General features: G+C 69.5%; 18 protein-coding genes. 8 read left to right on the top strand and 10 right to left on the bottom strand.

What is annotated here, in order from left to right; translation table 11 throughout:
- Positions 1-13 precede the first annotated feature (13 nt).
- The 6 genes from FB600_RS06960 to FB600_RS06935 form a co-directional block, all read right to left on the bottom strand.
- Complete coding sequence (locus FB600_RS06960) at positions 14-1,354, bottom strand: gallate dioxygenase (RefSeq protein ID WP_145756427.1); 1,341 nt, start codon at positions 1,352-1,354, stop codon at positions 14-16.
- A gap of 275 nt (positions 1,355-1,629) precedes the next feature.
- Complete coding sequence (locus tag FB600_RS06955; RefSeq protein WP_261383349.1) at positions 1,630-2,922, bottom strand: MFS transporter; 1,293 nt, start codon at positions 2,920-2,922, stop codon at positions 1,630-1,632.
- A 181-nt stretch (positions 2,923-3,103) separates the two neighbouring features.
- Complete coding sequence (locus FB600_RS06950; RefSeq protein WP_096752288.1) at positions 3,104-3,991, bottom strand: fumarylacetoacetate hydrolase family protein; 888 nt, start codon at positions 3,989-3,991, stop codon at positions 3,104-3,106.
- Positions 3,992-4,051: 60 nt separating this feature from the next.
- Positions 4,052-4,723 (bottom strand): DUF4286 family protein, encoded by a 672-nt coding sequence (locus FB600_RS06945; RefSeq protein WP_145756425.1) that lies wholly within the window; start codon positions 4,721-4,723, stop codon positions 4,052-4,054.
- Positions 4,723-5,646: a shikimate dehydrogenase family protein gene (locus FB600_RS06940; RefSeq protein WP_096752286.1), complete on the bottom strand. Its 924-nt coding sequence runs from the start codon at positions 5,644-5,646 to the stop codon at positions 4,723-4,725. Before FB600_RS06940 ends, FB600_RS06945 begins: the two co-directional genes overlap by 1 nt.
- On the bottom strand, positions 5,643-7,253 hold the full coding sequence (locus FB600_RS06935; protein WP_046575979.1) for an acyl CoA:acetate/3-ketoacid CoA transferase: 1,611 nt from the start codon (positions 7,251-7,253) through the stop codon (positions 5,643-5,645). The genes FB600_RS06940 and FB600_RS06935 overlap by 4 nt, the downstream gene beginning before the upstream one ends.
- A 272-nt stretch (positions 7,254-7,525) precedes the next feature.
- Here FB600_RS06935 and FB600_RS06930 point away from each other — a divergent pair, with 272 nt between their 5' ends.
- From FB600_RS06930 to FB600_RS06915, 4 genes are all read left to right on the top strand, one after another.
- On the top strand, positions 7,526-7,978 hold the full coding sequence (locus tag FB600_RS06930; RefSeq protein WP_145756424.1) for a MaoC family dehydratase: 453 nt from the start codon (positions 7,526-7,528) through the stop codon (positions 7,976-7,978).
- A gap of 109 nt (positions 7,979-8,087) precedes the next feature.
- The gene (locus FB600_RS06925; RefSeq protein WP_013688978.1) at positions 8,088-9,170 is read left to right on the top strand and encodes a LacI family DNA-binding transcriptional regulator; all 1,083 of its coding nucleotides are present in this window, start codon (positions 8,088-8,090) and stop codon (positions 9,168-9,170) included.
- Positions 9,171-9,298: 128 nt separating this feature from the next.
- Positions 9,299-9,625: a thioredoxin family protein gene (locus FB600_RS06920; protein WP_013688977.1), complete on the top strand. Its 327-nt coding sequence runs from the start codon at positions 9,299-9,301 to the stop codon at positions 9,623-9,625.
- A 23-nt stretch (positions 9,626-9,648) separates the two neighbouring features.
- Positions 9,649-10,068, top strand: coding sequence for a secondary thiamine-phosphate synthase enzyme YjbQ (locus FB600_RS06915; RefSeq protein ID WP_025097424.1), 420 nt, complete (start codon positions 9,649-9,651; stop codon positions 10,066-10,068).
- 19 nt (positions 10,069-10,087) lie between these two features.
- Here the strand turns inward: FB600_RS06915 and FB600_RS06910 are convergent, their stop codons facing one another.
- The 3 genes from FB600_RS06910 to FB600_RS06900 are packed head-to-tail and all read right to left on the bottom strand — an operon-like array spanning position 10,088 to position 13,159.
- Complete coding sequence (locus FB600_RS06910; RefSeq protein WP_145756423.1) at positions 10,088-11,119, bottom strand: Zn-dependent oxidoreductase; 1,032 nt, start codon at positions 11,117-11,119, stop codon at positions 10,088-10,090.
- Between the two features lie 58 nt (positions 11,120-11,177).
- A complete protein-coding gene (manD, locus tag FB600_RS06905) occupies positions 11,178-12,386 on the bottom strand; it encodes a D-mannonate dehydratase ManD (RefSeq protein ID WP_103694019.1) in 1,209 nt (402 codons plus the stop codon).
- Between the two features lie 41 nt (positions 12,387-12,427).
- Positions 12,428-13,159, bottom strand: a complete 732-nt coding sequence (locus FB600_RS06900; protein WP_145756422.1) for a GntR family transcriptional regulator — start codon at positions 13,157-13,159, stop codon at positions 12,428-12,430.
- A 143-nt stretch (positions 13,160-13,302) separates the two neighbouring features.
- On the opposite strand from FB600_RS06900, the gene FB600_RS06895 reads away from it, so the two are divergent.
- Positions 13,303-14,775, top strand: a complete 1,473-nt coding sequence (locus tag FB600_RS06895; protein ID WP_145756421.1) for a mannitol dehydrogenase family protein — start codon at positions 13,303-13,305, stop codon at positions 14,773-14,775.
- Positions 14,776-14,854: 79 nt separating this feature from the next.
- Positions 14,855-16,162, top strand: coding sequence for an MFS transporter (locus FB600_RS06890; protein ID WP_096752282.1), 1,308 nt, complete (start codon positions 14,855-14,857; stop codon positions 16,160-16,162).
- A 103-nt stretch (positions 16,163-16,265) separates the two neighbouring features.
- Here the strand turns inward: FB600_RS06890 and FB600_RS06885 are convergent, their stop codons facing one another.
- Entirely contained in the window at positions 16,266-16,448 is a 183-nt protein-coding gene (locus FB600_RS06885) for a hypothetical protein (protein WP_124076830.1), read from the bottom strand.
- A gap of 313 nt (positions 16,449-16,761) precedes the next feature.
- On the opposite strand from FB600_RS06885, the gene FB600_RS06880 reads away from it, so the two are divergent.
- Together FB600_RS06880 and FB600_RS06875 are read left to right on the top strand one after the other, a co-directional pair.
- A complete protein-coding gene (locus FB600_RS06880) occupies positions 16,762-18,300 on the top strand; it encodes a S8 family peptidase (protein WP_096752281.1) in 1,539 nt (512 codons plus the stop codon).
- Between the two features lie 118 nt (positions 18,301-18,418).
- Positions 18,419-20,368: a Xaa-Pro dipeptidyl-peptidase gene (locus FB600_RS06875; protein WP_096752280.1), complete on the top strand. Its 1,950-nt coding sequence runs from the start codon at positions 18,419-18,421 to the stop codon at positions 20,366-20,368.
- Positions 20,369-20,411: the final 43 nt, after the last annotated feature.

The following is a 20,411-nucleotide window of genomic DNA, read 5'->3' as shown; positions in this document are numbered from 1 at the left end:
GGCGATCAAGCATTCAGTTGTCGCCGCGGCTCGTCCTGCCCTGCAGCGCGTCCGCTTGCGCGTCGCCGGCCTGCCGGTCCCAGGCCAGCGCGCCGGCGCCCTTGCCGGCCACCGAGTACAGCGCGCCCGGCGCGTTGCGGGTGCGCTGGAACGTGTCCAGCGTCTCGCCGCGCATGGCCGCGTAGATATGCAGGTTCGAGATGCCGCTCACCGCGCCGAGCTTCTCCAGCATGAAGAAGATCACGCCGTAATGGAGCAGGCCGCGCCAGTCGCGCCGCCGGACCAGGTCGCGCTCCTCCTCGCTGAGGCCGGCGGCCTCGAAGCTGCGCTCGGGATCGGCCAGGAAGGCCTCGCGATGCGCGGGCTCGATCATGCGATGCAGGAAGTCGTTGATGCGCCAGGCGCGCACCGCCGTCTCGATCGAGAACGGATAGGTGCCCTCCAACTGCTCGATGCCGTCCAGTTCGGCCGCGATGCGGGCGCGATGGCGCGCGGCCTGCACCGCATCCGGCTCGTCCCCGGCGCCTTCGTAGATCGCCGTGGCGATGCCGGCCATCGAGGGCAGGTAGTAGCCGCGCTGGCGGCACTGAACCTGGGCCGGCAGCGCGCCGCGCATGGTCAGCCACATCACCACCTCGGCGCCCTCGTAGCCGCCCAGCCGCGCGTAGTCGGCCAGCGTCATGTTCGCCAGTTGCTCGGGATCGTGCTCGAACAGGTCGAGGAAACGCTGGTCCCAGGCGGTGTTGTTGAAGCCGGCGCGCTCGCCATGAACCTGGTGAGACAGCCCGCCGGTCGCCACGATCGCCACCCGCAGGTCTTCCGGGTAGCTCTCGACGGCGCGGCGCAGCGCCTGCCCGAGCTTGTAGAAGCGCCGCGCGCTCGGCATCGGCAACTGCAGCACGCCCATCTGCAGCGGCACCAGCTGCACCGGCCAGCTCGGCCGGTTCGGGCACAGCATCGACAGCGGCGAGAAGCAGCCATGGTCGAGCGGCTTGTTCTGGAAGAACGACAGGTCGAACTCGTCGGCCGTCAGCGAGCGGCCGATATGCGCGGCCAGCGCCGGGTGCCCCTCGATCGGCGGCAGGGCGCGCGCGCCGCCGCCCTCGTCGGCCACTTCCCATCGCGGGCCGACGCCGAGCGCGAACGCCGAGTAATGGTCGAAGAAGAACGAGGTGGCGTGATCGTTGTAGATCATCAGCAGCACGTCGGGCCGCTTCTCCTCGATCCAGGCCGCGAGCGGCGCGAAGTTCTCGAAGATCGGCGCCCAGACGGGATCGTCGCGCTTGTTCTTGTCGAAGGCGAAACCGATCGTCGGGGTGTGGGAGGCGGCGATGCCGCCAATGATTCGGGCCATACGCGTTTCCGGTAAGGAGCGCGCGGCCGATGGCGGGCCGCGGCGCGGATGGGCGTATGTAAGCGGATGGAGGCGCGGGCGTCAATCAGCGTGGATTGACATCAATCCACATTTTCGAAGCTTGTTTACCGCCTGATTCCTTACCTGTGTTGACTCAGGCGCATTGGCTCCTTTTTTATCCAATAACTTTATTCGAATCCACCCCCACCAAAAAGCAAAGCGGCGGCGGCAAGCTGCCCGCCGCCGCTGGCGCGGCCCGATCGCGGCAGCGCCGTCTACTCGGCCAGCCCCGCGTCGATCTCCTCGAGCCGCATGCCGCGGGTCTCGTGCACGCGCAGCAGGATCGCCATGGCCAGCAGCGCGGCCACCACGCTGAAGCCGGCGATGCCGAGCGCGATCGGCATCGCGGCCGCCTTCACGGTCGACAGCACGATGTAGGGCGCGAGCCCCCCGCCGATCACGCCGACGTTGTACAGGAAGCCCACGCCGGACGCCCGCACGTCGCGCGGCAGGTTCTCGGTCAGGATGGTGCCCCAGATGCCCGAGGAGCCCACCAGGAAGAAGCCGCTCAGGAACGCGAACAGCTCGGCCAGCCAGAACAGGTGGACGCTGTAGACCAGCGCGGCCACGCACAGCGAGCCGATCCCGATCATCAGGCCGATGCCCCAGCGCCGCCCGATCCGCTCAGCGATGAAGCCCGAGGCGAAGAAGCCGATCACCTGCCCGCAGGCCGAGGTCATGGTCAGCACGGTGATCAGGGCCGGTGAGAACGACAGCGACTTCAGGTAGGTCGGAAACAGGCCCTGGAACGGCCAGGAGCCGAAGCAGAGCACCAGCATCAGCAGCGCCAGGTAGGCCACGCGCTTCGGGTAGCGGCGGAACAGCAGCACCGCCGGGTTGTCGCGCAGCGGCACGCGCGCCGGCCGCCCGCCGCGCCGGAACGCTTCCGACTCGGGCACGCAGAACAGGATGAACAGCCCCAGCAGGATGGCCGGGATCACGCCGACGAAGAACATCGCGCGCCAGCCGAAGGCCGGGTAGACCAGGTCGTAGGCGATCGCCGCGCCGATCGCGCCGAGCCCCCAGCCGGTATCGAGGATGCCGATGCCGATCGAGCGGTACTTCTCGGGCCAGGACTCGGCCACCATGGTCGCGCCCAGCGAGAAGCCGGGCGCCATGCCGAAGCCTAGCAGCAGCCGGAATACGGCGAGCACGGCGAAATTCCACGACAGCCCGGTCAGCACCGCGCCGCCGGTGAACCACGCCAGGGTGATCACCAGCGGAATCTTGCGACCGATCCGGTCGCTCAGGCTGCCAAACAGCAGGCCGCCGAGCCAGCGCACGCCGTAGGTGGCGAACAGCAGCAGCGAGGCCGCCTCGAGCCCGACATGGAACTCGCCGGCGATATCGCGCAACACGAAGGTGATGGCGAGAAAGTCGACCGCATCCATCACCCACACGCCCCAGGCCGCGATCAGCACGCGCCATTGCGCCCAGGTGATGTCGCGATACCAGGCCTGCTTCCTCTCCGTCACGGGCTGCGACCGTGCCGCTTCCGTGGTTCTCATGACGCGCTCCTCCGCGGGCCGTGCCCGTCGTTCAACCGCTTGTCCATTGCCGGGTCTCCATGATTGATCTCGATCTCGGGCGGGCGGGATGGCCGGCGCCATCGCGCCGGCTCCCGGCCTGCCTCGCTACTGCTTCCTGCTGCTTGCCACGACTTCCTGCTTGCCGCTCGGGGGACTCGATTCAGGCGCCGTGTCCGCCCGCCTTAGTCCTCGCGAACGGCGAATCCTCCCAGGCCAGCACGGTCTGCTTCTGCACGCCGAGCCCGGCCACGCCCAGCTCCATCACGTCGCCGGGCTTCAGGTACTGCTCGGGCTTCATGCCCAGGCCCACGCCGGGCGGCGTGCCGGTGGTGATCACATCGCCGGGTTGCAGCAGCACGTGCCGGCTCGCGTAGGAGACGATCCTCGCCAGCGTGAAGATCATGTCCGAGGTCGACGAATCCTGGACGCGCCGGCCGTTCAGCTCGAGCCAGAGGCCCAGGTCCTGCGCGTCGCCGGCCTCGTCGGTCGTGACCAGCCAGGGGCCGAGCGGGCCGAAGCTCGGAAACATCTTGCCCTTGACCCACTGGCCGCCGTGCTCGAGCTGCATTTCGCGCTCGGACACGTCGTTGCAGACGCAGTAGCCCGCCACGTGGTCGAGCGCGTCGGCCTCGTCGACGTAGAGCGCCGGCTTGCCGATCACCATCGCGATCTCGACTTCCCAATCGCATTTGCGCGAACCCTTCGGCAGGATCACCGGGTCGTAGGGCCCCGACAGGCAGGATGGCGCCTTGTTGAACAGGATCGGCTCGGCGGGGATCGGCGCGTCGGTCTCGATCGCGTGCTGCACGTAGTTCAGCCCGATCGCGATAAAGTTGCCCGGCTGCGCGATGCAGGCGCCGATGCGCGGCTCGCCCGCCACCAGCGGCAGCGTTTGCGGATCGACGCCGCGCAGGCGCTCAATGCCGCCGCCCGCGAAGAAGGCCGGCGTGTAGTCCTCGCAGATCGCGGACAGGTCGCGCAGGCGGCCGTCGCGATCGAGCAGCCCCGGTTTTTCCTGGCCTCGCGGGCCGTATCGCAGCAATTTCATTCTGTATTCCTCAATGTCGTGATGGGGATTCGCGCGCCCGGCCGCGAGCCGGGCGCCATGTCAAAGCGGGTCGCGCGCCGGCAGGCGGCTGATTTCCAGCGCGTAGATGCCGGCGCCGGCCGCCGTCGCCACGCGCGCGGCATCGCCGCCCGCCGCGCCCGCCGCTTCGACCAGCAGGTCGAGCGCAGCCTGCGCGGCCGCCAGCGTCGAAGCCTCGACCATCAGCACGCGCGCCGGCACCACGAAGGCGCGCTGACGCGATTCGGCCGTGTCGATGCGGCTGGCCGCCTCGTCGGCCGTCAGCAGATGCGCGGCCAGCACGCCCGTCATGCCGAGCAACCGCGCGAACAGGGCCTCGACATCGAGTGCGAGCCCGGCGGGCAGGTGCAGCGTCAGCGCATGGCCGCCGGTGCTGCCGCCCGCGCTGCGCTCGACGCGGCAGATCGAGCGCGCGGTGTTGCGGAACGCCTGCACGGTGGCGCGCGTGAGCGGCGTCGGATGATTGAGCCGCTCCAGGTAGGCGGGGCTCGTCAGCACCGCGAGATCCTCGGCCTCGTAGACGGTCAGCCAGGCCGGCTCGCCGTCGCCTCGGTAACGGCGCCCGCGCAGGAAGCCCGGCAGCGCCAGCCGCTCGGGGATGTGTTCCTTGTCGTGCCATGCATAGAAGGCGGATTCGGCGCTGTCGAGCACGTCGTTCCAGATCAGCACCGCCGCTTGACCGAGCATCGCCATCAGCCTGCCTCCTGCTTGCGGGTCGACGAGGCGCCGGTCGCGGGCGCGGGCGCGAAGAAGTCGAGGATCGCCTCGCGCTGGCCGGCGTGCATGTCCTGGCCGGTCACCACGCGCGCGCCGGCCGCCAGGGCCCGCGCCACCAGCGCGGTGGGCGAGCCGGCCGGGCGCAGCACCACGTCGCCCACCAGGCAACGCGCGTCGATCGAGCCCGGCTCGCCGGGCAGGGGATCGCCGTCGCGCATGCCGACCGTCGAGGCGTTGACCACCACGTCGTGGCCTGGTTCGTCATGGTCGCCGCGCCCGGCACGCACCTCGCATTGCGGGTAGTGACGCGCCAGCTCGGTGGCGAGCCGCTGCGCGCGCGTCGCGTCGGGGTCGACCAGAGTCAGCGCGGCCGCGCCGTCGGCCGCCAGCTCGGCGGCGATCGCGGCACCCGCGCCGCCGCAGCCGAACAGCAGCGCGCGCCGCCCCGCCAGCGGCGCGATCCGGCGCGCCGCGGCCACGAAGCCGACGCCATCGAACATGTCGCCGGACCAGCTTCCGTCGCGCTCGCGCCGCAGCGCGTTGACGGCGCCGACGACCGACGCGCGCGCCGACAGCCGCGCCGCGAACGGCACCATGCGCGCCTTGTGCGGCGCGGTCACCAGCAGGCCGTCGAGATTGCCGAGCGCCATCAGGCCGCGAATCGTCTCGTCGAAGCGATCGGCCCGCACCAGGGCCGGGATCAACACGGCGTTATGCCCGGCCTGCGCGAAGGCTTCCGTGTAGACGCCGGGCGAGCGCACCTGCGCCACCGGATCGCCGACGATCGCGTAGAGCCGCGTCGCGCCGTCGATCGCGGCGCCGCGCATGCTCGCGCCCCCGACATCGATCAGCGCCGCATCCGCGCGGCCCGCAGCCAGTTGCCCTTGCGCGCCGTTCATCGCCGATGCTCCGCATGCCAGGCCGCCACGCGCGCCGAGCGGAAGCGCCGCTCGCGCGCCAGGATCTCGTCGCGCATGCCGACCGGCGCCGGCAGGAACAGCCGCGCATCCATCACCTTGAGATCCGGCGAGACGGCGGGACGGAAGGCCATCTGGCCGAGCACGTCGCGCTCGAGATCGATGCCCGGCGCGATCTCGGTCAGCATCAAGCCCTGCTCCGAGACGCGGAATACCGCGCGCTCGGTCACGAACAGCACCTGGTGGCCGTGCTCGCGCGCGAACGCGGCGCTGTAGCAGACCTGCTCCAGCTCGCGCACGAACTTGCGGTGCCGCCCCTCGCTGCGAATCACGGTCTGGCCGTTCTCCCAGCCCACGTCGAGCCCGCCGGCCGTCAGCGTGCCGCTGAACACCACGCACCTCGCGTTCTGGCTGATGTTGATGAAGCCGCCCACGCCGACGATCTTGTCGCCGAAGCGGCTGATGTTGACGTTGCCCTCGGCGTCCACCTCGGCGAAGGACAGGAAGGCGAGGTCGAGGCCGCCGCCGTCGTAGAAGTCGAACTGCGCGGGCTGGTCGATCATCGCCGCGTAGTTCTGCGCGCCGCCCGAATCGCGGCCGGTGATCGGCGCGCCGCCGATCAGCCCCTGCTCGTTGGTCAGCACCACCGCGTCGAGGATGCCCTCCTCGGCCGCCACCGTCGACAGCCCGGTGGAGATGCCGGCGCCGAGATTGCAGACCGCCTCGGGATACAGCTCCATGGCCGCGCGGCGCACGATAACCTTGCGCGGCCCGAAGGGCAGCGGGCCGATATCGGAGAGCGGCACGCGCAGCTCGCCCGAGTAGCTCGGGTCGTAGTCGGTCGCGTAGGTCTGGCGCTGGCCCGGCTCCACCACCACGAAGTCGACCAGGATGCCGGGGATCTTCACCTGCTTGGGCGGCAGCGTATTGCGCCGCGCCATGCGCTTGACCTGCACGATCACGACGCCGCCGGCGCGGCGCGTGGCCTGCGCCATCGCCAGCATCTCGCCGAACACGGCTTCCTGCTCCATGGTCACGTTGCCGTCCTCGTCGGCCGTGGTGCCGCGCAGGAAGGCCACGTTCAGCGGCAGCGGCTTGAAGCGCAGCCATTGCTCGCCGTCCAGCTCCATCAGTTCGACGAAATCGGCCGGCGTGCGCGGGCTCTGCCGCGCGCCCTGCTGGCGCGGGTCGACGAAGGTGTGCAGGCCCGTCTTGGTGATCAGGCCCGGGCGGCCCGCCGCCATCTCGCGCATCAGTTGCGAGAGCACGCCTTGCGGCAGCGTGTAGGCCTCGATGCGATCCTCGGCCGCCAGCGTGACGAGCCCCGGCGAATCGACCAGCGCCCCGGTGATCGCGCGCCGCAGCAAGCCCTCGTGCGCCAGGTGCGTGGCACCGAGCGCCGCGCGATCGCCGATCCCCACCACGCTGATCGAGGTGATGCCGCGCGGCTGCGCCGCGTCGAGCCAGCGCGCCTCCAGCGCCGCCAGCAGCGCCTCGGGCACCGAGTGGCCGCCACCCGAGCCGCTGATCACCACCGCGTCGCCGTCCTGTACCAATGCCGCGGCCTCGGCCGCCGAGATTCTCTCCATGTCGCCTTCCTGACTGATCGTTCCGTGCCTCGGCGGGCTGCCCCGACAATCTTGCCGGGAGGCACTTCGCCGAATCTTGTGTAACCGGTTTCATTAAGACATGGATTCCGAATCTTTCATCTTGGTGGTTTCACGTATACGCCATTTTTCCTGATAAATTTCACGGGACGTCGTTTACTTCACGACAATGTAACCGGTATCATTTTTGCAACCAGCCAGAAATACGAGGCAGATGTTCTCGCCTGGCGGGCAACTCATCCAGGAGACAGACGATGGCAATCAAGGGCGTGGAAATCGGGCAGGAATTCCGTTTCGCGAAGACGGTCGGCGAGACCGACGTGACGCTGTTCGCGGGCTTGACCGGCGACTTCAGCGACACCCACATCAACGAGCAGTACATGCAGGAGAAGTCGTCGATCGGCACGCGCATCGCGCATGGAGCGCTGATCGTCGGCTACATGTCGACGGCCTCCACCATCAGCATCGCGCACATCATCCATCGCACCGATCTCGAGGAATTCCCGGTCTCGGCCGGTTACGACCGGATCCGCTTCATCCGCCCGGTGCTGCTCGGCGACACGGTCACGGTGATCTACAAGGTGGCCGAGATCGACGAGGAGAAACGGCGCAGCACGGCCGACTTGGAGGTGGTGAACCAGCGCGGCGAGGTGGTGGCGGCCGGGCGGCACCTGATGAAGTGGGCGAAGAAGCTGTCGAACCAGTAAGCGTGGTCGCGCACACCAGCCGAAAAACGGCGCCGCCAGGGCTTTCCGGCGGGCGGGAACGGCGAGGGCGGCCGGTATAATGGGCGCCCCTCTCATTCCGGCGATCGACATGGCAAAGGCCGCGCGCAACAGCAAACCCGACGCGGGCTCGGGCGCCGAACCGGCGCCGCGCGCCGGTGCCGCCACGCTGAAGGACGTCGCCGAATTCGCCTGCGTCTCGAAGGCCACCGTCTCGCGCTTCGTCAACAATCCGGGCATCGTCTCGCCCGCCGTGCGCGAGCGCATCGAGGTGGCGATCAAGCATCTCGGCTGGGTGCCGCACGCGGCCGCGCGCGCCCTGGCCACGCAGCGCACCGGCACGATCGGCGCGGTGGTGCCCACGCTCTCCAACGAGCACTTCGCCACCGCGATCCAGACCCTGCAGGACGAGCTCGAAGGCGAGGGCTACACGCTGCTGCTGGCCTGCTCCGAATACGAGCTCGAACGCGAGTACCGGCAGGTGCGCAAGATGCTGGAGCGCGGCGTGGACGCGGTGGTGGTGGTGGGCGAGGGACATCATGCCGAGCTGTACCCGCTGCTCGAGCAGCGGCGCATTCCCTGCGTCAGCACCTTCACCTATCCGCCGCGCCACGGCACCGTGTGCGTGGGCGTCGACAACTACCGCGCCTTCCACGACTGCACCAACTACCTGCTCGACCTCGGCCATCGACGGATCGGCATGATCGCGCAGAACGCCGACACCAACGACCGCGCGGCCGCTCGCCGGATGGGCGTGCGCGACGCGCTGGCCGAGCGCGGCATCGCTATCCATCCCGCGCACGAGGTGGAAGGCTACTGGAGCGTCAAGGAAGGGCGGCAACTGCTGCGCCGGATCATGGAGGCGAAGGTGCCGCCGCCGACCGCGATCGTCTGCGGCAACGGCTCGTTCGCGATGGGCGCGATGCTGGAGGCGATGGCAATCGGCATCGACGTGCCGAGCCAGCTGAGCCTGATCGGCTTCGACGATTTCGAGCTGATGGCCGAGCTGCCGATCCCGATCACCACCGTGCGCGTGCCGAGCGCCGAGATCGGCAAGCAGGCCGCGCGCCTGATCCTGGCCCAGCTCGACGGGCAGGCGGAGGTGGCCAGCATCGGCTGGTCGGCCGAGTTGATGGTGCGGGCTTCCTGCGCCCCGCCGCGCAAGGACGACTGAGCCCGGCCGCCGCGCGTCGGCAGGCAATTTCGCTGCCCCGCAAGCTCCGCGCTTTTCCGCTAGAGTAGGACATCGATCGGGCACACCGCCCGATCCTTCCCGATGCCTGCCCTGCCCCCGGAGCCGCGATGAATTCTCCCCAAGCCTATACGCCCGACGCGCCCACGCGCGAAGCCGTCGATGCGCTGACCGGCGCCACCGTGATCGAATTCGGCACCAACTGGTGCGGGATCTGCGCCGGCGCGCAGCCGTCGATCCGCGAAGCCTTCGCGGCCCATGACGGGATCCGTCATCTGAAGATCGAGGACGGCCCCGGCCGCCCGCTCGGCCGCTCGTTCCGCGTCAAGCTGTGGCCCACCCTGGTGTTCCTGCGCGACGGCGTGGAAGTCGCGCGCGTGGTGCGCCCGACCAGCACCGCGCAGATCGAGGCCGAAGGCTTCGCCGCGCTCGGCTGAACACGGCGGCGGAGATCATGAGCATGAAACAGGCGATCCAGCATATCGGCGTGGCCACGCGCGGGCGCGGCCTGGTCGAATTCACGCGGCAGGTGCGCGCCTTCGTCGAGCAGCAGCCGATCCGCAACGGCCTGCTCACGCTGTTCTGCCGCCACACCTCGGCTTCGCTGCTGATCCAGGAGAATGCCGATCCGTCGGTGCGGCGCGACCTGGAGCGCTACTTCGAGGAGATCGCGCCCGAGGACGCCTCGCGCTACGAGCACGACGACGAAGGCCTCGACGACATGCCCGCGCATCTGCGCACGGCGCTCACCCAGGTGCAGTTGTCGATCCCGGTCGAGCAGGGCCGCATGGTGCTCGGCACCTGGCAGGGGATCTACCTGTTCGAGCATCGCCGCGCCGCGCACCAGCGCGACGTGGTCGTGCATTTGATCGGGGAGTGAGGGGCTCGCGCCCTGCGTATCACCCCCCGAAATCCAGCAGCACCTTGCAAGCCTCCTTCGGATTCCCCTCCGCCAGCTCGAACGCGCTGCCCACTTCGCGAAAGTCGAGCTTGTGCGTGACGATCGACGCCGGCGTCACCAGCCCGCGTTCGAGCCAGTCGATCACGGTCGGGAACATCGCGCAATTGAGCCGCGACGCGCACAGCGTCAGTTCCTTCCTGGTCAGCTCCTGCTGCGCGATCGCCGAGGGCGTCGACGAGAAGCCGAGCAGGCCGATGCGCGCCGCCGGCGCGGCGAGTCGCACGGCTTCCTCGAGGATCGCGGGATGGCCGGCCGCATCGAAGACCAGGGTCGGGCCGCCCGCCACGCCACGCCGCGCCAGCGCCTCGGCCAGGTCCGCCTCGCGGCCGGTGTTGATGGTCTCGTCCTCGGCCGCGCCGTTGAGGCGCGCCAGCGCGAGCCGCTCGTCCAGGCGGTCGGTGATGAAGGCGCGAATTCCATGCACGCGCTTGAGCACCTGCAGGATGGTCAGTCCGACCGTGCCGGCGCCGTAGATCAGCGCGACATCCTCGGGCAGCACGCCGGTGCGCGCCGTCACGTTGGCGGCCACCGCGAAGGGCTCGACGATCGCGGCGCAACTGTCGGCGATGCCCTCGGGAATCCGGTAGGCGTTGCGCGCCGGCGCGCAGACATACTCGCTGAAGCCGCCGTCGCGATGCACGCCGAGCACCACCAGCTTGCTGCAGACGTTCTGTCGCCCGATCCGGCAGGCGTGGCATTGCCCGCAACTGATCACCGGATCGACGGCCACCAGCTCGCCGATGCGCGCGGCATCGACGCTCGTGCCCACCGACTCGACGCGGCCCACGAACTCGTGGCCGATGACGCGCGGGTAAGACACGAAGGGATTGTGTCCGCGATAGATATGCAGGTCCGATCCGCAGATGCCCGCGTAGCGCACGCGCACGCGTACCTCGCCGGCGGCCGGTTCGGGCAGCGGCATCTCGCGCAGGTTCAGGCTGTTGGGACGGTCGACCACGACGCTCAGCATCTCGTCACTCCTCTCGATTCTCTCGGTTCTTGCCATCGGGCACGGCAGCGCGCCGCGCTCACCAGTTCCACATCGCGCCGTCGCGCAGGCGCGCCACCGGCAGGTAGGCCCGTTCATAGGGATACTTCGCGGCCAGCGTCTCGTCGATCTCGACGCCCAGCCCCGGCACGTCGTCCATCACCAGGAAGCCTTTCTCGAAGCGGTAGCGATGCGGGAACACCTCGTTGGTCAGCGCGTTGTGCGGCATCAGCTCCTGGATGCCGAAGTTCGGCGCCCACAGCCCGAAGTTGACGGCGGCCGCCATGCAGACCGGCGAGAGATCGGTGGCGCCGTGGAAGCCGGTGCGCACCTGGTACATCGCCGCGTAATCGGCGATGCGCCGCGCATGCGTGATGCCGCCCGCGTGCACGATGGTCGCGCGGATGTAGTCGATCAACTGCTCGCGGATCAGGTCCTTGCAATCCCAGATCGAGTTGAACACCTCGCCCACCGCCAGCGGCGTGGTGGTGTGGCTGCGGATCAGGCGGAAGCTTTCCTGGTTCTCGGCGGGCGTGGCATCCTCCAGCCAGAACATCCGATAGGGCTCGAGATCGCGGCCGAGCCGCGCCGCCTCGATCGGTGTGAGCCGGTGATGCGCGTCGTGCAGCAGATGCGGCTCGAAGCCGACCGCCTCGCGCACCTTGCGGAACAGCTCCGGCGTGTGACGCAGATAGAGCGCCGTATCCCAGGGCTCCTCGGGCGGCAGGCCCTTCTGCGCCGGCTCGTATTCGCCGGCCGTCCTGCCCACGCCATACACCTTGTCGAGCCCCGGCACGCCCGATTGCACGCGGATCGCCAGGTAGCCTTCCTCGATGTGCCTGCGCACCGCGTCGACCGCTTCCTCGTGATCGCGCCCGTTCGCGTGGCCATACACCATCAGCCCGTCGCGGCTCTTGCCGCCCAGCAACTGGTACACGGGCATGCCCGCCAGCTTGCCCAGGATGTCCCACAGCGCCATGTCGATCGCGGCGATCGCCGTCATGGTGACGGGCCCGCGCCGCCAATAGGCGCCGCGATAGAGGTATTGCCAGATGTCCTCGATACGGCGCGGATCGCGCCCGACCAGGCAGGGAAACACATGCTCTTCCAGATACGCGACCACGGCCTGCTCGCGGCCGTTGAGCGTGGCGTCGCCCAGGCCGTGCACGCCCTCGTCCGTGACGATCTTCACCGTCACGAAGTTCCTGCCGGGGCAGGTCACGATGGTCTGCAAGCGTTCAATCTTCAATCGTCGTCTCCATGCGCGGGACGGCCGGCGGCCGGTGCCGCTCAGCCGGTGAAATAGTCGGGGGCGCGCTCGCGCACCGCGGGCAGGTGCGAGCCGACCCGGTCGATATGGCTGGCCACCGTCGCGCCGAGCTGGGCGACGTTGCGCGAGGCCATCTGCGCGAGGATCAGCTCGTGTTCGTGCAGGGCGCGCAGCGCGTGATCGGCGACGCGGTCGAGCAGCAGCCAGCGCACCCGGTCGAACTGGCGCTTCATCGGCTGCAGCATCTCCCAGACATGCGCGCGGCCCGCGAATTCGAACAGGCGCCGGTGCATCAGCTCGTCGAGCTCGAAGAAGCGCTCGACCTCGCCGGCGGCGACAGCCTCGCGCTGCGCCTCGACGATCGCGCCGAATTCGGTGAGCTGCCCGGGCGTGATGGTCTGCGCGAGCTGAACATGGTTCGCGCATTCGAGCGTGCTGCGCGCGAAGCGCCCTTCCTCGAGCTGCGAGACCGAGATCGGCGCGACGATGGTGCCGACCTTGCGATAGATATTGACGAGATGCTCGTCGGCGAGCTGGGCCAGCGCCTCGCGCACCGGCGTGCGGCTCACTTCGAGCGCCTCGGAGATGGCCGCCTCGGACAGGCTGGTATGCGGCGGCAGCGCGCCGCGCACGATCGCGTCGAGCAGGAAACGGTGCACCTGCGGGCGATAGGGCAAGTCGGCATTCGCCTTGAAGCCGCGCAGCGCGGCGAGCGTGCTGTCGTCCTGTGGATCGGGAGCCATCTGGGTCATGTTCGGTGACGGTGCCATTGTTTGTACCATGGTAGCACTGAGGTGTTTTCGGGATCGTCTAGCGTTTACACCGATAAAATCCCCGACCAGTGCCGATTAAGCTTCGTTCGACGCGAACTCTACCATGGTACAAAGAGCACACGATGGCGACACTGCTGAGCCAGGCATCCCTGGGCGCGCTCCCCGCCGATACGCGGCGACCCGCTTACGCACGCGACCGCCTGCAGCCGGGCATCGTCCATCTCGGGCTGGGCGCCTTCCACCGCGCGCATCAGGCGCTCTATACCGAGGCGCTGCTCGAGGCGGGCGACCTGCGCTGGGGAATCGTCGGCGTGCATCTGCGCGAGCGGCGCATGGCCGAGCTGATCCGCCAGCAGGACCTGCTCTACTCCGTCACCGAGAGCGACGGCGAGACCACGCGCAGCCGCGTGGCCGGCGCGCTGGTCGGTGCGCTGCACGTGCCTAGCGCGTTGCCGGCCGTGCTCGACGCGATCGCCGATCCGCGCGTGTCGATCGTCAGCCTGACCGTGACCGAGAAGGGCTACAGCATCGCGCCGGCCAGCGGCGATCTCGATCTCGACGATGCCGACATCCGCCACGACCTGCTCACGCCCGACACGCCACGCACCACGCTCGGCGTGCTGGCCGCCGGCATTCGCCGGCGCGCCGCCGATGCGCCGCTGAGCGTGGTCTGTTGCGACAACATGGCCAGCAACGGCGACCAGCTGCGCAAGCTGCTGATGCAGTACGCGCGCGGCTTCGATGCCTCGCTCGCGAGTCGCATCGGCGACACGATCGCCTTCCCGAACACCATGGTCGACCGCATCGTGCCGGCCGCCACGCCGGCCTCGCTGGCGGCCGCCGAAGCGCGGCTGGGCCTGCGCGACGAGGCGGCGATCGCCTGCGAGCCCTTCACGCAATGGGTGATCGAGGATCGCTTCAGCGGCCCGCGACCCGCCTGGGAAGAAGCCGGCGCGCTGCTCACGGGCGACGTGCGGCCCTACGAGGCGATGAAGCTGCGCCTGCTCAACGGCTCGCATTCGGCCATCGCCTATCTCGGCCAGTTGCGCGGGCGGGCGACGGTGGCCGAGGCGATGGCCGATCCGGCCATCGGCACCTTCGTGCAGGCATTGATGCGCGAGGACCTGCTGGCCACCGTGACGGCGCCGCGCGGCTTCGACGTGCAGGCTTATTGCGACGAGTTGCTGGCGCGTTTTCGCAATCCGACGCTCGCCCACCAGACGCGCCAGATCGCCATGGACGGCACGCAGAAGGTGCCGGTGCGCTGGCTGCCGGCGCTGCGCGAGAGCCTGACGGCCGGCATCGAGCGGCCGCGCCTCGAACGCGCGCTGGCGGCCTGGCTGCACTACCTCGCCACGGCACGCGGCGAGACGGGCGAAACGCTCGCGATCAGCGACCCCGGCGCGGCGGCGCTGACGGGCCGGCTACGCGCCGCCGACACGCCGCTCGACGCCGCCCAGGCCGCGCTCGGCCATCACGGCGTGTTCAGCGCCGCGCCTTGGCCGGCGGATTTCGTCACGCGGCTCGCACAGCATCTCGCCGACTTGCGCGAGCGCGGCACCGAAGCCTTGCTGGCGAGATCGGCCGAACGCTAGCACCGCCGACCGCCGCCTCGCGACACCGACAAAGCCGGCCACCAGCCGGTCACAAAACCGGCAGAACAGGAGACAGAGCATGAAGCAACGCACGATGGGCTGGATCACGGTATTCCTGCTGTTCCTCGTCTACGGCATCAACTATCTCGACCGCATCGCGCTGTCGCTGACGGCGCCGCTGATCCAGAAGGATCTCGGTATCGACGCCGCGCAGATGGGCATCGTGTTCAGCAGCTTCTTCGTCGGTTACGCGCTGTTCAACTTCGTCGGCGGGCTGGCGAGCGACCGGCTCGGCCCGAAGCTCGTCTATGTGCTGGCGGTCGGCTTCTGGTCGCTGTTCTGCGGGCTGACCGCGGTGACGGTCGGCTTCGCCAGCCTGCTGGTGGTGCGCGTGCTGTTCGGCATGGCGGAAGGGCCGCTGTGCGCCGCCGCCAACAAGATGGTCAACAACTGGATGCCGCATCGGCGCGCCGCCACCGCGATGGGCCTGCTCAGCGCGGGCTCGCCGCTCGGCGGCGCGATCGCCGGGCCGGTGGTGGGCCTGCTCGCGCTGAGCTTCGGCTGGCGCCTGGCGTTCTGGATCATCTGCGCGATCGGGCTGGTGTGGGTGGTGGCGTGGGTCGCCATGACGGCCGACACGCCGGCGAGCAGCCGCCTGGTCCGCTCGCTCGACGACGAAGCCACCGCCGGCGGCCGGGCAAGCGCGCATGGCGGCGGCGCCGTCGCGCCGATCGATCCGGCCAGCGCGAACCTGCCGCTCTCGCATTGGTTGCGCCAGCCGCTGATCCTGGCCGCCGCGTTCGCCTTCTTCAGCTACAACTACGTGCTGTTCTTCTTCCTGAGCTGGTTCCCCAGCTACCTGGTGGACGCGCACCATCTCAACATCCGCGAGATGAGCCTGGCTACCGTGGTGCCCTGGCTGGTGGGCACGGTGGGGCTCGCCGCCGGCGGCGCGATCTCCGACGCGATCTTCCGCTGGACCGGCAAGCTGATGCTGTCGCGCAAGATCGTGCTGGTGGTCTCGCTGCTCGCCACCGGCATCTGCGTGGCGGTGGCCGGCACCGTGCATACCGCCGCCAACGCGGTGGCGCTGATGTCGGTCGCGCTGTTCCTGCTCTACGTGACGGGCGCGCTCTACTGGGCGGTGGTGCAGGATGTCGTGCATCCCGCCAGGGTCGGCAGCGTGAGCGGCTGCATGCACTGCATCGGCAGCCTGTCCGGCGTGATCGGGCCGGCCGTCACGGGCCTGCTGGTGCAGCGCAGCGGTTCCTACGCAAGCGCCTTCCTGCTCGCGGGCGGCATCGCGCTGGCCGGTGCGCTGCTCTCGGGTGTGTTCATCCGCGATTCGCGCCCGCGCAAGGCGGCGAGCGTCAAGGCCTATTCCTGAGGCTCGTCCCGCGCCGGATCGAACGGCGAAGGCCGTGTGCCCGACAAGGCACGCGGCCTTCGTCATTTTGTGCGCGCGCATCGCGCCGTGCGCGGCTGCCCCCTCACATCCGGCACTTATCTAACTTTTTTAGATTTCTATTAAATTTATTTGACAGCCGCCATACGGCAAGATAATTTTGCGAAAGCCCGAGGAAAGCTTCCTCTATTTCGACGGGCTCGATGCGCCGCCATCCGGCAAGCGCGCCGCGCAGCACTGAATACGGTACCGTTTCCTCGCCGTCCATTTCAGTCGTACTAAATGATTTCCCGAGCTCGCGCGACAACGCCCAGCGTTTGCCGCGCAGGCTCCTGGCGGTATCCGAACCACAACAAAAGAACCTGAGAGAGGCACACGGCCGGCCCGCGCCCTGCGGGCCGGCCTTCTCGACAGCGCGCTTCCCGCAGCAGCCGCGCCAGCAGTCCGTGCTCTTGTTCGGCAGCAGGTGCCGCCCCTGGCCAGGGCGTCGCGCCCGCCTTCATGCCGGGATGCAAACCCGTGTTTTCGCAACGGTAACACTCCAACAACGCAATCCGTTCTCTCCTTCTGGGGGTACTGGCATGAATCAATTAGTTCGTACTACTTCTATTTCTTCCGCAATCATTCTGGTGCTCGCCGCCGGCGCCACGCTCGCTCACGCCGAGACGCAGGCGCCCAGCGTGACGAGCGCCGGCAGCGGCGGCGAAAGCGTCAACCAGCTGATCGTCAAGCTGAAGCCGGCGGCCTCGCCGTCCGCTCGCGCCACGGCCTCGATCGCCTCGTCGAGCACGCAACCCGGCATCCAGGGTGTGATCGATCGCGTGCTGGCCGCGCGTGGGCAACGCGTCACCACGCGCTCGTTCGGTGCCGCGGCCGCCTCGGCGCCCGGCAATGCGGGCGACCCGGCCGCCGGCCTGCACGTGAAGCGCGAGATGGCCGACGGCGCCACCGTGCTGCGCCTGGGCCGCAACATCTCGGCGGCCGACGCGGCCTCGCTGGCCAGGGACTTCGCCGCCGACGGCGCGGTCGACTACGCCGAACCCGATGCGCGCATGCATGCCTTCCTGGTGCCGAACGACACGCGTTATTCCGAGCAATGGGGCTATGCCAGCGGCGTGGGCGGCGCGAACCTGCCGAAGGCCTGGGACATCACCACGGGCTCGGACAAGGTGGTGGTGGCGGTGGTGGACACCGGCTACCGCCCGCATGCGGACCTCGCCGCGAACATCCTGCCGGGCTACGACTTCATCAGCGATCCCGACAGCGCCAACGACGGCAACGGCCGCGATAGCAGCGCCGCCGATCCGGGCGACTGGGTCACGCAGCAGGAAGTCGACGATCCGAACGGCCCGTTCTACCGCTGCCAGCTCGATGAATTCGGCCGCACCTTCGCCAGCAACAGCTCCTGGCACGGCACCCACGTGGCCGGCACGATCGGCGCGGTGTCGAACAACGGCACCGGCGTGGCCGGCATCTCGTGGAAGGGCAAGATCCTGCCGGTGCGCGTGCTCGGCAAGTGCGGCGGCACACTGTCCGATATCGCGGACGGGATGCGCTGGGCCGCCGGCCTCTCGGTGCCGGGCGCCCCGGCCAACCCGAACCCGGCCAGCGTGCTGAACTTCAGCCTCGGCGGCGGCGGTAGTTGCAGCCGCACCTACCAGAACGCGATCAACGCGGTGGTGGCGAAGGGCGCGACGGTGGTGGTGGCGGCCGGCAACGAGGCCTCGCCGGTATCGAGCTCGCAGCCGGCGAACTGCCAGAACGTGATCGCGGTGGCCGCCACCGACATCAACGGCCGGCGCGCCAGCTTCACCAACACCGGCTCGCTGGTGAAGATCGCCGCCCCCGGCGTGAACATCCTGTCGACGCTGAACAGCGGCACGAAATCGCCGGCCGCCGACAGCTATGCCTCCTACAACGGCACCAGCATGGCCACGCCGCACGTGGCCGGCACCGTGGCGCTGATGCTGGCGGCCAACGGCTCGCTCACGCCCAGCCAGATCCTGCAGAAGCTGCAAGCCTCGGCACGGCCGTTCCCGAGCGGCTCGGGCTGCTCGACCAGCACCTGCGGCGCGGGCCTGCTCGACGCCGGCGCGGCCGTCAACGCGGCACGTCAGTAACAGCAGGCACCACGCGCGCCGGATGGCCTGGTCCATCCGGCGCGAGCGGGCGGCGGCGCGGCAACGCCCGCCGCTCGTCGCGCTTGACGACTCCCGACACAACTACAGCGAGACAAGCATGACCCACTCCTCCCTGCCCGCCGCCAAGGCGTGGCTCGCCGCGATCGCGGCCGTGTTCGCGCTCGGCGCGTGCGGCGGCGACGACGGCGGCAGCCCCGGCGCTTCCGTGTTCTCCTCCTCCGCTTCCTCCGCCGAGCAAGCCTCGGCCGATGCGGCCTCGCGCGCGCATCGTTCGCCTTCGGGCGTGCCTTATGCCGATGCCTCGCGCGGCAAATATCCGCCGCTCGTCAAGGATGGACAGGTCCAGCCTTCGCTGTCGGGCGCGACGCGCACCAGCGAAGCCTGGGTCGAGACGCCCATCGATTCCGACGGCGACGGCCAGAAGGACCGCATCCACGTGCGGGTGGTGCGCCCGGCCGAGACCGACGACGGCGCGGTGACGCCGGTGATCGTGCTGGCCAGCCCCTACTACAACGACCTGGCCGACAGCCCGAACCACGATGTCGACGTCGAGCTGGACGGCTCGCCCAGCCCTGCCGCCGCCACCGCTTCGCGGGCTGCCGATGCCGGTAGCGGCGCGCGCGTGATGGCCGCGCGGCCGGTGTCGCTGCTGCGCCAGCAGGCCGAGGTGGCCGCGGCCGCGCGCTCGTGGATCGAGGGCTACTTCGTGCAGCGCGGCTTCAGCATCGTCTATGCCGATTCGCTGGGCACCGCCGGTTCCGACGGCTGCCCGACCATCCTCACCCACGACGAATCGGTGGCGATGGCCCAGGTGATCCGCTGGCTCGGCCGCGAGGCAACGGCACGCGACGCGGTCGGCAAGCCGGTGGTCGCGAACTGGTCGACGGGCCATGTCGGCATGTATGGCGTGTCGTACGACGGCACCCTGCCGAAGATGGTCGCGAGCCTGCGCACGCGCGGACTCGACGCGATCGTGCCGATCGCCGGCCTGACCGACATGTACGGCTACTATCGCGCGGGCGGCCTGGTACGCGCGCCCGAGGGCTACCAGGGCGAGGATGTCGACGTCTACATCAAGGCGCTGCTGACCAATGCGCATCCGGAACGCTGCACGCACCTGGTCGACGAGGCGCTGCGCGACGAGGATCGCGCCACCGGCGACTATTCGGCGTTCTGGGCCGCGCGCGAGATCTCGCCGCTGCGCGCGGTGGCGCCGGCGCTGGTCGCGCAGGGGCTCGCGGACGACAACGTGAGGGTCGACCAGTCGACCTCCTGGTACCTGGCGATGCGCCGCCAGGGCGTGCCCGCGCAACTGTGGCTACACCGCGCCAAGCACATCGATCCGCGCAGCCGTCCGGCGCTGACCGATGCGTGGCCGGTGGCCGTGAACCGCTGGTTCACGCGCTACCTGCTCGGCGTCGACAACGGCGTGGAGCGCGATGCCGGTTCGGTGGTAGAGCAGGCCGACGGCACGCTGCTGAAGGAAACGCAGTGGCCGTCACGGCAGGCGCGCCCCGTCACCTACTTCGCCGGCGGCGACGGCTCGCGCGACGGCGCGCTGCTGCGTTTCCCGACGGGCGGCCCGCTGCTGACGTTCCGCGACGACGCGCGCATCGATGCGCTGACGCTGGCGAACGCGCCTGACGGCGCGCATCGTGGCCGCTTCGAGACCGCGCCGTTCACCACCGCGAGCCGCTTGTCGGGCACCGCGACGGCGCATGTGCGACTGACGTTCTCGGCTGCCGCGAACGTCACCGCGCTGCTGGTCGACCGCGCGCCGGACGGCACAGCCACCATCGTCACGCGCGCCTGGGCCGACCCGCGCAATCCGCTGTCGATCCGGCATTCGCAGCCGGTGCTGGCGGGCCTGCCCTATGAGCTGAAGCTCAGCTTCATGCCGCGCGACTACACCATCGCGGCGGGGCACCGGCTCGGGTTGGTGGTGCTGTCGAGCGACTACGAGGCGACCTTGCGGCCGGCGCCGGGTACCGAGTTGCGGCTCGACCCGGCGGGGACCGAGGTGACGGTGCCGCTCGCGAGCTTGTAAGGCATTGCGTTAGCCGTCGAGGAAGTTCAAGTCGATCTTCCTC

Source organism: Burkholderia sp. SJZ089, from assembly GCF_007828315.1.
Taxonomy (GTDB): Bacteria; Pseudomonadota; Gammaproteobacteria; order Burkholderiales; family Burkholderiaceae; genus Burkholderia; species Burkholderia gladioli.
Note: the sequence above shows the minus strand (reverse complement) of the source record. Positions and strands in the feature narration are given on the sequence as shown.

Coding starts and splice junctions, on each gene's coding strand:
- FB600_RS06900 (WP_145756422.1), bottom strand. CDS start 13,159: ATGACCCAGATGGCTCCCGATCCACAGGACGACAGCACGCTCGCCGCG.
- FB600_RS06895 (WP_145756421.1), top strand. CDS start 13,303: ATGGCGACACTGCTGAGCCAGGCATCCCTGGGCGCGCTCCCCGCCGAT.
- FB600_RS06960 (WP_145756427.1), bottom strand. CDS start 1,354: ATGGCCCGAATCATTGGCGGCATCGCCGCCTCCCACACCCCGACGATC.
- FB600_RS06890 (WP_096752282.1), top strand. CDS start 14,855: ATGAAGCAACGCACGATGGGCTGGATCACGGTATTCCTGCTGTTCCTC.
- FB600_RS06910 (WP_145756423.1), bottom strand. CDS start 11,119: ATGCTGAGCGTCGTGGTCGACCGTCCCAACAGCCTGAACCTGCGCGAG.
- FB600_RS06880 (WP_096752281.1), top strand. CDS start 16,762: ATGAATCAATTAGTTCGTACTACTTCTATTTCTTCCGCAATCATTCTG.
- FB600_RS06925 (WP_013688978.1), top strand. CDS start 8,088: ATGGCAAAGGCCGCGCGCAACAGCAAACCCGACGCGGGCTCGGGCGCC.
- FB600_RS06875 (WP_096752280.1), top strand. CDS start 18,419: ATGACCCACTCCTCCCTGCCCGCCGCCAAGGCGTGGCTCGCCGCGATC.
- FB600_RS06915 (WP_025097424.1), top strand. CDS start 9,649: ATGAAACAGGCGATCCAGCATATCGGCGTGGCCACGCGCGGGCGCGGC.
- FB600_RS06950 (WP_096752288.1), bottom strand. CDS start 3,991: ATGAAATTGCTGCGATACGGCCCGCGAGGCCAGGAAAAACCGGGGCTG.
- FB600_RS06955 (WP_261383349.1), bottom strand. CDS start 2,922: ATGAGAACCACGGAAGCGGCACGGTCGCAGCCCGTGACGGAGAGGAAG.
- FB600_RS06940 (WP_096752286.1), bottom strand. CDS start 5,646: ATGAACGGCGCGCAAGGGCAACTGGCTGCGGGCCGCGCGGATGCGGCG.
- FB600_RS06920 (WP_013688977.1), top strand. CDS start 9,299: ATGAATTCTCCCCAAGCCTATACGCCCGACGCGCCCACGCGCGAAGCC.
- FB600_RS06945 (WP_145756425.1), bottom strand. CDS start 4,723: ATGGCGATGCTCGGTCAAGCGGCGGTGCTGATCTGGAACGACGTGCTC.
- FB600_RS06930 (WP_145756424.1), top strand. CDS start 7,526: ATGGCAATCAAGGGCGTGGAAATCGGGCAGGAATTCCGTTTCGCGAAG.
- FB600_RS06885 (WP_124076830.1), bottom strand. CDS start 16,448: ATGGACGGCGAGGAAACGGTACCGTATTCAGTGCTGCGCGGCGCGCTT.
- FB600_RS06935 (WP_046575979.1), bottom strand. CDS start 7,253: ATGGAGAGAATCTCGGCGGCCGAGGCCGCGGCATTGGTACAGGACGGC.